At 69.9% G+C, this 12,875-nt stretch carries 8 protein-coding genes and 1 pseudogene; 3 read left to right on the forward strand and 6 right to left on the reverse strand.

From position 1 onward, the window contains the following. Nucleotides 1–369: 369 nt before the first annotated feature. Both WBG99_RS08325 and WBG99_RS08330 read right to left on the reverse strand, forming a co-directional pair. Entirely contained in the window at nt 370–516 is a 147-nt protein-coding gene (locus WBG99_RS08325; RefSeq protein WP_338895719.1) for a hypothetical protein, read from the reverse strand. Nucleotides 517–1,921: 1,405 nt separating this feature from the next. Continuing rightward, entirely contained in the window at nt 1,922–4,081 is a 2,160-nt protein-coding gene (locus WBG99_RS08330; protein ID WP_338895720.1) for a RecQ family ATP-dependent DNA helicase, read from the reverse strand. A gap of 196 nt (nt 4,082–4,277) precedes the next feature. On the opposite strand from WBG99_RS08330, the pseudogene WBG99_RS08335 reads away from it, so the two are divergent. Then, nucleotides 4,278–6,056, forward strand: a pseudogene (locus WBG99_RS08335) (helicase-related protein); the annotation flags it as partial. A 256-nt stretch (nt 6,057–6,312) separates the two neighbouring features. Continuing rightward, nucleotides 6,313–6,939 (forward strand): hypothetical protein, encoded by a 627-nt coding sequence (locus WBG99_RS08340; RefSeq protein ID WP_338895721.1) that lies wholly within the window; start codon nt 6,313–6,315, stop codon nt 6,937–6,939. A gap of 370 nt (nt 6,940–7,309) precedes the next feature. On the opposite strand, the gene WBG99_RS08345 is transcribed toward WBG99_RS08340, so the two are convergent. The 3 genes from WBG99_RS08345 to WBG99_RS08355 all read right to left on the reverse strand — a co-directional run bounded on the left by WBG99_RS08345 (nt 7,310) and on the right by WBG99_RS08355 (nt 9,391). Continuing rightward, on the reverse strand, nt 7,310–7,915 hold the full coding sequence (locus WBG99_RS08345) for a hypothetical protein (protein ID WP_338895722.1): 606 nt from the start codon (nt 7,913–7,915) through the stop codon (nt 7,310–7,312). Nucleotides 7,916–7,983: 68 nt separating this feature from the next. Continuing rightward, a complete protein-coding gene (locus tag WBG99_RS08350; RefSeq protein ID WP_338895723.1) occupies nt 7,984–8,685 on the reverse strand; it encodes a ribonuclease HII in 702 nt (233 codons plus the stop codon). 82 nt (nt 8,686–8,767) lie between these two features. Further along, nucleotides 8,768–9,391, reverse strand: a complete 624-nt coding sequence (locus tag WBG99_RS08355) for a TetR/AcrR family transcriptional regulator (RefSeq protein WP_338895724.1) — start codon at nt 9,389–9,391, stop codon at nt 8,768–8,770. Nucleotides 9,392–9,563: 172 nt separating this feature from the next. Between WBG99_RS08355 and WBG99_RS08360 the strand changes: the two genes are divergently transcribed. After that, the gene (locus WBG99_RS08360) at nt 9,564–11,114 is read left to right on the forward strand and encodes an MFS transporter (RefSeq protein WP_338895725.1); all 1,551 of its coding nucleotides are present in this window, start codon (nt 9,564–9,566) and stop codon (nt 11,112–11,114) included. Between the two features lie 160 nt (nt 11,115–11,274). On the opposite strand, the gene WBG99_RS08365 is transcribed toward WBG99_RS08360, so the two are convergent. Next, a complete protein-coding gene (locus tag WBG99_RS08365; protein WP_338900262.1) occupies nt 11,275–12,771 on the reverse strand; it encodes a DUF4173 domain-containing protein in 1,497 nt (498 codons plus the stop codon). Nucleotides 12,772–12,875: the final 104 nt, after the last annotated feature.

Below are 12,875 nucleotides of genomic sequence, written 5' to 3' on the forward strand. Positions count from 1 at the left end.
TCCGCTCCGAGTACATGGAGATGTTTCAACCGCCGGCGGCGGAGTCGGTCAGGTCATCATGTCTGCTCCGCGTACGCGGAGATGTTCCGTCGTACACATCTAGGGCCTCGCGGATAGGCTGGTCTGCTCCGCGCACGCGGAGATGCTCCGAGATCCCCGACGTATGGCAGGAACAGGTCGACTTCCGCTTCGCGTACGCGGAGATGCTCCGGACGCGAAGCTCCGCCAGTCGGGCAACCGGCTGTCCGCTCCGCGTGGCGGAGATATCCCAGCGTTCTACCGGTAGCGCGCTATTAAGGCCGGGTTCGTTGCACGTACGCGGAGATGTCCCGATGAACGGCAGTTGTACGCGATAGCGGTTCAAGTTCGCTACGCATAGGCGGAGATGTTCCGTACGACACGGCCGTCCGTGCGCATGGGGCCGCGCCTGCTCCGCGTACGCGGAGATGTTCCGATCTTGGTGTCGTCCGCCATGGCCTGAAGGGCGTCTGCTCCGCGTACCCGGAGATCTTCCATGCTTGTGCTGCTCACGGCTGCCGTAGGCGTGTACGCGAAGATATCCCGCCGTGGGTGCAGCGATCGTACGGGCACGCGCTGTCCGCTCCGCATACGCGGAGGTGGTCCAGGGTGCGGGTAGCGCAGCCAGAGGATCTCCTCGTTGGCTCCGCGTGCGCGGAGGTGTTCCGGCGAACTGACTGCAGCGCCACGAAGGCCAGCTTCGCTGCGCGTACGCGCAGATGTCCCGATGAACGGCAGCCGCACGCGGTACCAGTTCAGGTTCGCTCCGCCTACGCGGAGATGTTCCGATGGTGATTCCTGTCGCGATGCTCGTCCTGATGTTCGGCCCGCATACGCGGAGGTGCTCCCTTGCCTACCGTCCATCAGGTTCCACCAATACGGTTGCTCCGCGTACGCGGAGATGCTGCGTGCGTCTACTCCCTGGCGAAGAAGGGCCTGCAGTCCGCTCCGCGTACGCGGGATGCTCCGTCGGAAGGCCGGCACTTACGCTACGCCGCCGAGCCTGCTCCGCGTATGCGGAAACGCTCCGCTCTACGGCACTTCAGTTAATCCACTGGCCAAGCCCGCTCCGTGTACGCGGAGATGCTCCGATGACCACCCGTCCCAGGAACCGGTCCAGGACGTCCGCTCCGCGTACGCGGAGATGTTCTGGAGTCCGGCACGTGCGGCGGCGTGTGCATCCTGTCTGCTCCGCGTACGCGGAGATGTTCCGGCGCTGGGCATCGCCTCGCCGTCCAAGGTCATGTCTACTCCGCGTACGCGGAGATGCTCCGACGAAGAACAGGCCGCCGGGGGCCAGAGGCGGGTCCGCTCCGAGTCGATGGAGATGTTTCGACGGTCGTGCACTGGGTGCCGATCACCCGCCAGTCCGCTCCGCGTACGCGGAAATGTTCCGACGGACGGGTGCGCCTGGTACATAGTTGCCCAGCCCACTCCGCGTGGCGGAGATGCTCCCAACGGCAAGTCCACGCTGGGCGGCGGCATCGCGTCCGCTCCGCGTACGCGGAGATACTCCGGACCCCGAGTTCGTCGCCGTGGACCACTCAGGATCCGCTCCGCGTATGCGGAGATGCTCCGCTCCGACCTGACTTGGCGTCAAAGATCAGTCGGTCCACTCCGCGTGCGCGGAGATGTTCCGCTGAAGGACGGCGACGGCAACTACATCTGGAAGTACGCTCCGCGTGCGCGGAGATGTTCTGCCGTGCATGTCGTCCTCGACGTACACGCCCGGGTTCGCTCCGCGTACGCGGAGGTGTTCCGCCAGCCACACCAAGCTGGATGGTCACACCCGAATGCCCCGGGAAGGGCTCAACCTCTCGTAGGTCCGCTTCATCGCGAGTGTGGAGGCCAAGGTCGAAGCCCGGCCCTCCGCAGCAGCAATCTTCGAGAGTCCACATAGCGGCTATCCGGCGAGCGCCAGGACGAGCGGGAGCACTTGGTCGGCTCCGGCTTGGCGCAGGAGGCGTGCGCCCACCGCGAGGGTCCAGCCGGAATCGGTGTAGTCATCGACGAGCAGAACCGGGCCAGGAGTGGCGGCCAAGGCGGCGGCGAGTCCGTCGGGAACGGTGAACGAGTCTGCGAGCGCGCGCAGCCGCTGGGCCGAATTGCTGCGGTGCGCGGTGTGCTCGTCGGCGTGCGGGGTGTAGACCAGGCTGCCCAGGAGCGGGAGCCGGCCGACCCTGGCCACTCCCTCGGCCAGGGAGCCGACCAGCTGAGGGCGTGTGCGGGAGGGCATGGCGACGACGCCGACGGGCCGGGCCACCGCGTCAGGAGTACCGCTGGCCCAGCCGCCCGGTGAACGGGCCCAGTCCGCCAGCACCGTCACCACAGCGTTCAGCACGTCGTCCGGCACCGGCCCGTCTGTTACCTGCGCCGACAGGAGTGGGCGCAGGCGGTTGCCCCAGCCGATGTCCGACAGCCTCCCCAGCGCCCGCCCGGTCACCGCCTGTTGACCCGCAGGGATGCGGCCCTTAAGGTCCATGCCGACGGCTGCGAGGCCGGTCGGCCACATCTTGCGGGGCTCGACCTCGACGCCCGGCCGGTCCAGCTCCCCCGTCGCCGCCGCGAGAGCCCCGGACGACACGGCGGGATCGAGCCAGGGGCCGGCACAGTTGTCACATCGACCGCACGGAACCGCCTTCTCGTCATCGAGCTGCCGCTGCAGGAACTCCATGCGGCAGCTGGTGGTCGCCACGTAGTCCCGCATGGCCTGCTGCTCCGCGGCCCGCTGCTTCGCAACCCAGGCGTACCGCTCCGCGTCATACGCCCACGGCTGCCCTGTGGCAGTCCAGCCGCCCCTCACACGCTTGACCGCCCCGTCCACGTCCAAGACCTTCAGCATCGACTCCAGACGCGAACGCCGAAGATCCACCAACGGCTCCAGCGCCGGCAGCGACAACGGACGCCCCGCGTTCTCAAGCACATCCAGAGTGCGCCGCACCTGCTCCTCGGACGGGAAACCCACCGAAGCGAAATACGCCCAGATCGCCTCATCCTCCCGCCCCGGCAGCAGCAAAACATCCGCATGATCCACACCACGCCCCGCACGCCCCACCTGCTGGTAATAAGCAATCGGAGACGAGGGCGAACCCAGGTGCACCACAAATCCGAGGTCCGGCTTGTCAAAACCCATTCCCAGCGCGGACGTGGCAACCAGCGCCTTGACCCGGTTCGCCAGCAGATCCTCCTCCGCCTGCAACCGGTCCGCGTTCTCCGTCTTCCCCGTATAGGAAGCCACCGGATATCCACGCTGCCGCAGGAACGCCGCGACCTCTTCAGCCGCCGCCACCGTCAGCGTGTAAATGATCCCCGAACCCTGCAGATCCCCCAGCCGCTCCCCCAGCCACGCAAGCCGGTGCGCCGCATTCGGCAGCTCCAGCACCCCAAGGCGAAGACTTTCCCGGTCCAGCGGCCCCCGCAACACCAAGGCATCCTTACCGCCGGTACCCAATTGCTCCGCCACATCCGCCGTCACCCGAGCGTTCGCCGTGGCTGTCGTGGCAAGCACCGGCACCCCCGTCGGAAGCTCCGCCAGCATGGTGCGCAGCCGCCGGTAGTCAGGCCGGAAATCGTGACCCCAGTCGGAAATGCAGTGCGCCTCATCGACCACCAAAAGCCCGGTCGTCGCCGCAAGCTTCGGCAGCACCTGATCACGAAAGTCCACAGAATTGAGACGCTCCGGGCTCACCAGGAGAACGTCGGTCTCCCCGCGCTCCACCTCCCCGTAGATCGCCTCCCACTCCTCCGGATTAGCCGAGTTGATCGTGCGCGCCTGAATCCCCGCACGCGCCGCCGCCTCGACCTGGTTACGCATCAACGCCAACAGCGGCGAAATAATCACCGTCGGGCCAGCCCCACGCCGCCGCAGCAAAGCAGTGGCCACGAAATACACTGCCGACTTCCCCCACCCAGTGCGCTGCACCACCAACGCCCGACGACGCTCCTCGACCAGGGCCGCCACCGCCTGCCACTGATCCTCCCGCAACCGCGCAGACCCCGCAGGGGCGCCGACCAGCTCAACGAGGACGGCATCGGCTTCAGCGCGCAGTTCCAGGGTGTCCATACCCCCATGCAACCCGATAGCACCGACAATCGACGACTCCACCCCGTGTCACCAACCGCTCACAAACGGTCCACAGGCACACGCCGATCGAGGACGGCCGAAACCGACCCTCCCGCCACGACCACCCCCGAACAGCACATTTACGCAGGTCAGGGCTCCACATCCGCCTGGAATTTGAATGCCCTCCCAGTGCCGTAGCCCGGAGCGACTCAACAACCCGGACTTCCGCGACCAGGTGCTGCCCGAGCTGGCGGCCGCGACCGGCCTGCTCGTGGTCGACGAGGCTCACTGCGTCTCCGACTGGGGCCACGACTTCCGCCCCGACTACCGCCGACTGCGCACGATGCTGGCCGACCTCCCGCCCGGGGTCCCGGTGCTCGCCACCACCGCGACGGCCAATGCGCGTGTGACGGCCGACGTGGCCGAGCAACTGGGCACCGGCGGCGGCACGGACGCCCTGGTCCTGCGCGGACCACTGGACCGCGAGACCCTGAGCCTCGGAGTGCTCGAACTGCCGGACGCCGCTCACCGGATGGCCTGGCTCGCCGACCACCTGGACGAGCTGCCGGGCTCCGGCATCGTCTACACGCTCACGGTGGCCGCCGCCGAAGAGGTCACCGCGTTCCTGCGCCAGTGCGGGCACACCGTGACGTCGTACACCGGGAAGACGGAGAACGCGGATCGGCAGCAGGCCGAGGAGGACCTGCTCGCCAACCGGGTCAAGGCCCTGGTCGCCACCTCCGCGCTGGGCATGGGCTTCGACAAACCCGACCTGGGCTTCGTGGTGCACCTGGGCTCGCCCTCCTCCCCCATCGCCTACTACCAGCAGGTGGGGCGCGCGGGCCGTGGTGTCGAGCACGCCGAGGTGCTGCTCCTGCCCGGCAAGGAGGACCAGGCGATCTGGGAGTACTTCGCCTCGGTCGCTTTCCCTCCCGAGGAGCAGGTGCGGCGCACGCTCGACGTCCTCGCGCGCGCGGAGCGGCCGTTGTCCCTGCCTGCCCTGGAACCACTGGTTGAGCTGCGCCGCTCCCGGCTGGAGACCATGCTGAAAGTCCTCGACGTGGACGGTGCGGTGCGGCGCGTCCGGGGCGGCTGGGTCTCCACCGGCTCGCCCTGGACGTACGACACCGAGCGCTACGCCTGGGTCGCCAAGCAGCGCGCCGCCGAGCAGCAGGCCATGCGCGACTATGTCGCGACGCCGGGTTGCCGCATGGAGTTCCTGCGACGGCAGTTGGACGACGACGAGGCCGCCCCGTGCGGGCGGTGCGACACCTGCACCAAGCCCAGGTTCGCGGACGCCGTCTCCCCTGCGGCGCTGGACGCGGCGCGTGGTGAGCTGGGGCGTGCGGGCGTCGAGGTCGAACCCCGCAAGATGTGGCCGACGGGGCTGCCGACGGTCGGGGTGAATCTGAAGGGACGCATTCCGGCCGGTGAACAGGCCGCTCCGGGCCGGGCGCTGGGGCGACTGTCGGACATCGGCTGGGGCAACCGGCTGCGGCCGATGCTCGCCCCGCAGGCCCCGGACGGGCCGGTTCCGGACGATGTGGCGAAGGCCGTGGTGGCTGTGCTGGCCGACTGGGCGAAGGGGCCCGGAGGCTGGGCCTCCGGGCAGGCCGACGCCCGGCCCCGCCCGGCGGGTGTCGTCACGATGGCGTCCCGTTCCCGGCCGCAGCTGATCGGTTCGCTGGGCGCGCGGATCGCCGAGATCGGCCACCTGCCCCTGCTGGGCTCGGTGGCGTACACCGGCCCGGTTTCCCAGGTCACCCGTAGCAACAGCGCACAACGACTCAAGGCGCTCGACGGGGCGCTGACCGTACCGCCCGAGCTGGCCGTCGCCCTCGAGGAGGCGGGCGGGCCCGTGCTCCTCGTCGACGACGCCACCGAGACCGGCTGGACACTCGCGGTCGCCGCACGCGTGCTGCGGCGCGCGGGCGCGCAGGGGGTGTTGCCGCTCGTTCTCGCCGTGCGCGCCTGACCGACCGTCAACCGCGCGTGAGCTTGGTGCCTCCTGGGCGCTGCCGACGCGTCCTGTGCGCAGGGATATAAGCGATGGATCACCACAAAACCGCCAGTGGTCCCAATTGCTCGTTGCCGCAACCAAGTTCGCCAGGAAGAATTGGAGTCCGCTCCCCGCACGGCCTACTCGTGAATCGGCAGGGCTTCTGCTGCGGCGTGCGCTCCCCCAGTCCGACCCCCGCCCCCAGTGTGGGCGCGTAGCCGAAGGGAGGATCGTGACCTTCGGATTCGCTCCGTCCTCGGCGGCCTCCGTGTCGACGTCTGCCGACCTGTCCGCCGCTTCCGCCAACCGGATGCTCGAGCCCGCGGAATGGGCCGCCGCCGGGATTCCGCTGCTGCGCAATCCCCGGGAGGTCGTCAGCGGGCTGCACGCGCGGCATCGGCCCCGGCCCGCGACGGCGGTCATCGCCGTCCTGGACCCGGACGAGCGGTTGAGGGCGAGCGCCTCGTTCATCCGGCGCCCGGCCCCGGCCGACGGCTGGATGTTCCGCAACGCTCTCCTCGCCCAACTGCGCCGGATCATCCCGCACGATCTGCGACGACGCACTCCGGTGCGTACTGCCGTGCTGCTCTACTGCCGTGACGGCGACGCGCGTTGGACGGAGGAGGACGGAGCGTGGATGTGGGGGCTGCGGGACGCCTGCACACTGCACGGTTTGCGCTGTGGGGCGTACATCACGCTGACACGTGACGGCTGGCAGGTTCTCGGCGAAGGCCGCGGCGGACGCCGCCCCCACGCGGACTCACCGGCCGAGCCCTTCGCCACGGCCGTGGCACCGCCGCCGATGCCACGCACCGGCGGCGTCGCGTCAGACGTACTGCGCCGGGCGGCAGCCCGCTGACACCGGCCCCTGACACCGGCTCGCGAGACAACTGCGACTGGGACCCTCCGCACCCGCACCCTCACCCGCAGGGCACTGAGGCCCTGCCCTGACGTCGATACACAGCCATGTCCAGATCCACCCCGGCCCCGGCGAACCCGGTCCACCCCAGGACCGAAGTCGGCCCCGGCACTCCGGCATCCCGGTTCGAAGACACCGGACGCGCCACGGGCCTTCGACATCCACGTCTCCGGACGCGCCGAAACACCCCGCGGGCACGCCGAAGCGCCCCGTCGCGGGGTGTGGCCGTAGTGGCGCCCTGATCGTTCCCGGGCGCGCACGGCTCCCCGGTGAGCCCTGACGGGCGGACCGGGGCAAGGTCCGCAGTCGCTCAGACTCCGGCGCCGAGCACCGAGTTGATCGTCTGCGGGTCGCCGCACACGATCAGCAGGGCCCGTGCCCGGCCGAGGGCCTTGGGCAGCGCCTGCGCGGTGTCGGCGTCGGTTCCGCCGTTGACGGCGACCACGACCACGGGACGTGGCCCGGCCCGGTCGGCGGCCGAGGCATCGGCGTAGAAGACGTCGTCGCCGGCGTCGTGCTGCGCCCAGTAGGCGGTCTCGCCGAAGGAGAGTTCGTGGGCTGCCCACGGATGCGACTCGCCGGTGGTGATCACCAGCACGTCGCCGGGGGCACGGCCCGACTCCAGCAGCAGGTCGACGGCTTCCTCCGCGGCGTCCAGCGCACCCTCGGCGGAAGCCGGGATCAGCTGGACCTGCGGGGTGGCGGTAGGAGCGGACGGTCCGGGCTTGGCCACGGCATGCGCCGCGCGCTGGGCCGGCACCGGCCGGGCAGGCCCCGGACGACCGGGCCGCGGCGGAGCCGCGGGACGGGGACCGGGTACGGGACGGGGGGTCGGCGCGACCCGGCCGCTGGCCGGAGTGGCACGCGGGCCCTGGGCACTCTCGTGAATCTGAGGCTCCTCGGGAATGAGAGGCATGAGCTGATGTTTATCAAACGCCGATGCAACGCGCGTCGGCGGGTGGCACATGAGTGCGAACGAATCCGTCAGAAGTCGAAGCCGAGTTGACCCTCGATCTCCGGAACGCTTCCGTCCGCCCAGTTGCGGGCCTTCTTGAGGTGCCGCCACTGGGGCAGCGCATCAAGATACGCCCACGACAACCGGTGGTACGGGGTGGGACCCCGTACCGCCAGCGCGGCCTTGTGGACAGGCGACGGATACCCGGCGTTGGCCGCGAAACCGAAGTCTGCATGGCCGATACCCAGTTCGGCCATCATTTTGTCGCGCTGAACCTTGGCGATCACCGAGGCAGCCGCGACGGCGATGCAGGACCGGTCGCCCTTGATCACCGTACGCACCCGCCAGGGCGAGCCGAGGTAGTCGTGCTTGCCGTCGAGAATGACCGCGTCGGGTCGCACCGGAAGCGCCTCCAAGGCCCGGACGGCGGCCAGCCGCAGCGCGGCCGTCATGCCCAGGTCGTCGATCTCCTCCGGAGAGGCGTGACCCAGGGCGTACGACGTCACCCACTTCAGCAGTTCCTCGGCGAGCGTCTCGCGTCGCTTGATCGTCAAGAGCTTGGAGTCGGTGAGCCCCTCGGGCGGTCGGCGCAATCCGGTGACCGCCGCACAGACGGTGACGGGCCCGGCCCACGCTCCGCGCCCCACCTCGTCGACACCGGCAATGATCTTCGCTCCGGTCGTGGCGCGCAGGGAGCGCTCGACGGTGTGAGTAGGTGGTTCGTACGGCATGGCGCCCTTAGCCTACGCCGCCCCCGCCCCCGCGCGACACCCAGGCTTCCCGAGGAAGCCTCAGCCCGGCCGCGGACCCCGATCAGCCCCCTCGCCGACACAGCAGCGGCATCATCAACTGGTCGACCATCTCCTCAAGGTCACGCTCGCTCCATTCGCTCCCGCACATCTTCGAGCGGTACATCATCATGGCCGGAATCGCGTCGAAGACATAGCCGTTGGCCGCGTCGGGCCGCACCTCACCCCGGCGAATTCCCCGCTCCACAACCTCCTGCAGCAGCTTGACCGTGGGCTCCACGACGCCTTCGACGATCACACCATGGAAGCGTTCGGCCTGAGTGGTGTCGCATTCGTGAATCACTGAGCGCAATGCGGACCCAGGGCGCGAGAACATCGCCTCACGCGTCCGGCGGCACAGCCCCAGCAGATCCTCACGCACGCCGCCCAGGTCGGGCGCCTCCTCGAAGCGCGGCAGTCCGGCCTGGAGGGCGTCCGCGACCAGGTCCTCCTTGGAGGGCCAGCGGCGGTAGACGGCCGCCTTGCCGGTCTGGGCGCCCGCGGCGACACCCTCCATGGTGAGGCCGCTCCAGCCGACCGTACTGAGCTGTTCCAGCGCGGCATCAAGGATCGCACGCTCCAGCACGGCACCACGCCGACGCGGGGTGGCCGTCCGGGCAGGAGCGGCCGTCCAGCGCGAAGTGACCATCTGTGTTTCTCCGTTGAGCCTGAGGGGTGAGGGTTCGAGAAGCGGAAGCGGACGGGCGGAGCGCACTACGGCAGCGCCATCGGTGAACGCTTGCGTTCACTAAGGGGGACTCACTACCGTGGACGCGACAGTGAACGCGAGCGTCCACTAAGGCACTTGTGGGGGACCCATAGTGACAACCTCTCCGTTGATCCAGGATCAGAAGCCGGGAGCCGCCCGCCGGGAGGGGAGCCCCGGCATCGCGCTCACCGTCATCGCGGCCTGCCAACTCATGGTGGTACTCGACGCGACGATTGTGAACATCGCGCTCCCGCACATTCAAGACGCCCTCAAGTTCAGCACCACGGACCTGACATGGGTGGTCAGCGCCTACACGCTGACCTTCGGCGGCCTGCTGCTCCTGGGCGGCCGGGCCGGCGACATCCTCGGCCGCCGCCGTGTGTTCATGACCGGGATTCTCGTCTTCACGCTCGCCTCGCTGCTCGGCGGACTCGCCCAGGAGCCCTGGCAACTGCTGGCGGCCCGCGCTCTCCAGGGCGCCGGTGGCGCGATCGCGTCGCCCACCTCGCTGGCGCTCATCACCACGACGTTCCCCGAAGGACCCGCACGCAACCGGGCGTTCGGCGTCTTCGCCGCGGTCTCCGCCGGTGGCGGCGCCATCGGTCTTCTCGCGGGCGGCATGCTCACCGAGTGGCTGGACTGGCGGTGGGTGCTCTTCGTCAACGTGCCCATCGGTGTGCTGATCGCCTTCCTCACGCCGATGTACATCAGTGAGTCCGAGCGTCACCCGGGGCGGTTCGACATCGCGGGCGCGCTCACCTCCACGGCCGGCATGGCCTCGCTGGTCTACGGCTTCATCCGCGCGGCGGAGGAGGGCTGGCGCGACGGCCTGACCATCGGCTCCTTCGCGGCGGCGGTGGTCCTGTTGCTGGCGTTCGGCTTCGTCGAGAGGCGGGCCGGGGACCCCATCACTCCGCTGAGGATGTTCACCGACCGCAACCGCTCGGGCACCTACGTGATCATGCTGAGTCTCGCCGCGGCGATGTTCGGGATGTTCTTCTTCATCGTGCTGTTCGTGCAGAACGTGCTGCGGTACACACCGATCGAGGCCGGCCTGGCCTTCCTTCCGGTGACCGCCGCGATCATCACGGGCGCCGGCCTGTCCCAGCGGTTCCTGCCGGTGCTCGGGCCCAAGCCGTTCATGGTGGTCGGCTCGACGATCGTCACGCTCGGCCTGGCCTGGCAGACCCTCATCACCCCCGACAGCTCCTACGTCGGCGGGGTCCTCGGCCCGATGCTGCTGTTCGGCTTCGGCATGGGCCTGAACTTCGTGACGCTCACTCTGACCGCCGTCTCCGGGGTCGCCCCGCACGAGGCGGGCGCGGCATCCGGCCTGCTCAACACCACACAGCAGGTGGGCGGCGCCCTCGGCCTGTCGATCCTCACCACGGTCTTCGGCACGGCCAGCCGTGCCGAGGCGGAGAAACAGGTGCAGCTCTTCATGGCGCAGGCCACGGCCGAGCAGAAGGCCGAATTCGCCAGGACCCAGGAGCTGCCCGCCCCCTGGAGCCACGAAGTGCTGGCCCACGGCATCTCGACGGCGTTCGTCCCGGCCATCGCCATGGCCGTACTCGCCCTGGTCACCGCCACCTTGGTGATCAGGGTCCGCAAGAGCGACCTGGACGCCCTCTCCGGCACGGCCGGCACGGCCGCCGGGGGCTGACGGCCGCGCGTCTCCCAGAGGGCCGAGGGGGCGTCCGTCCACGGGAACGCGGCGTTCACCGTCGTCTCGTCGGGTACCACTGTGGGTCGGCAGGCCGCGACACGTGCACCGTCGGCCTGGCGGCCCCGGCTGCTCGCAGGCCCGACCGCTCGATGACTCCTCAGCGGTACAGCGTCTCCGACCCCAGCGCACCGCATGCCGGCCCGCTCGCCCCCTGCGACACCGGTCGCTCGTCCAGGATGCGCCGGGCCTCGGCCTCTCCCCAGCTCGTGGCATACCAAGGCGTGTGGTCGCGGTCTTCCAGGTCGGCGTCGATGTCCCACAGCGCACACGAGCGCATGGGCTCCTTCAACCGGTCCAGTGCGGGCGCGGCGTCGGCGGAGAGCCCCTTCGCGTATTCGAGGTCGAAACGGCCCGTGGTCTCGTACCGCTCGACATTGCGCTCCGCGATCACTCGGTCCGGCGACACGAGACCGAACGCGAGCACTCCGGCGACCGCGCTGACCGCGACGGCACGCGGGAGCCAGCGGGCGCCCCACACCCCGGCAGCCATGATGAGCACGATGACCAGGCCGAGCCAGAGCTCGACGGACAGCACCGAGATCCTCAGCCGCGTCAGCCCATAGGCCTCCACATACATGTCCATACGTCGCACAGCGGATGCCACAACAACGAGCGCCAGCGCGCCCAGGCTTCCCAGCACTCCCCGGACCAGCGTCCGGTCACTCGATCGAGCGCGCGGGGCCCAGCGCAGGGCGACGACGATGACCAGCAGGGTGAGCAGCGTGACCATGAGCAGTTGCCCGAAGCCCTGGCGCGCGTACTGGGCGTATGTCTGGCCGGTCTCCTTCAGGACGGCGTCATAGCCGCCGAAGAGTACGGCGAGCTGGACGGCGTTGAAGACGGCGAAGAGCGCGACGAGCCCGATCAGCGGGAGCGCCCACTCGACGCGTCCGCGGGCGCGCCCCGCAGGCACCCGGACCCGGTCCCACAGGACGGGCGCGGCGGCCGTGCGGGCCGCCGCGAGGGTCCCGAACAGGCCCACCGCGAAGAGCAGGAGCCGCCAGGGCCCGTCGGAGACGGAGATGTCGGGGACCAGCGCGCCGAGCAGGTCCCCGAAGGCCGCGTCGGCTCCGGCGAACAGCGCCCCGAAGACCAGGAGCAGTACCGCGGCAACGACCGACGCCCGCAGCAGCGGTCCCAGGCGGCCCCGGTCGCCGCCCATCCGCTCGCGCACACCCTGCCAGGCCCAGACCGGACCGGTGACCAGTGAGGTGAACACACCGATCGGGCCGAGCAGGACGGCGGGCCAGGTACGGCCACCGTGCAGTGCGAGCGAGCCCGCCGCGAGCGCGGTGACGACGGCGAGGAATGTGGGCCACTCGGCGGCGCGCAACGCCGGCACGGTCAGCAGGGCGAGCCCGCCGACGCCCCAGACGAGCGCCCACGGGCGGGGGCGCCGACCGGCTCGCCGTCCGGCGAAGTACACGGCGAGTGTGGCGGGCACGGCGACGACGAGGATGTTGACGGCCAGTGCCTCGCCCAGCAACAGCATGCCGAGGAGGCCAGTGGCAAGGGCGGCACACAGGGTCGCGGTACGGATCGGCGCGGGTTCGTCAGGGACGAAGTCGGCCGACCGGGGTGGTGCGAGAGGCAGCCCGCCCGATATCGGTCCGGGCCCGCCGACCTTGCGTTCCGGTACGACGTCCGCGGGAGCCGGCGCCCCGGAACGGCCATCGCCGGTCGAAGCGTGCGACCTGG

It is taken from the genome of Streptomyces sp. TG1A-60, from assembly GCF_037201975.1.
In the GTDB taxonomy this organism is placed as follows: Bacteria; Actinomycetota; Actinomycetes; order Streptomycetales; family Streptomycetaceae; genus Streptomyces.

Coding starts and splice junctions, on each gene's coding strand:
- WBG99_RS08350 (WP_338895723.1), bottom strand. CDS start 8,685: ATGCCGTACGAACCACCTACTCACACCGTCGAGCGCTCCCTGCGCGCC.
- WBG99_RS08330 (WP_338895720.1), bottom strand. CDS start 4,081: ATGGACACCCTGGAACTGCGCGCTGAAGCCGATGCCGTCCTCGTTGAG.
- WBG99_RS08355 (WP_338895724.1), bottom strand. CDS start 9,391: ATGGTCACTTCGCGCTGGACGGCCGCTCCTGCCCGGACGGCCACCCCG.
- WBG99_RS08345 (WP_338895722.1), bottom strand. CDS start 7,915: ATGCCTCTCATTCCCGAGGAGCCTCAGATTCACGAGAGTGCCCAGGGC.
- WBG99_RS08325 (WP_338895719.1), bottom strand. CDS start 516: ATGGAAGATCTCCGGGTACGCGGAGCAGACGCCCTTCAGGCCATGGCG.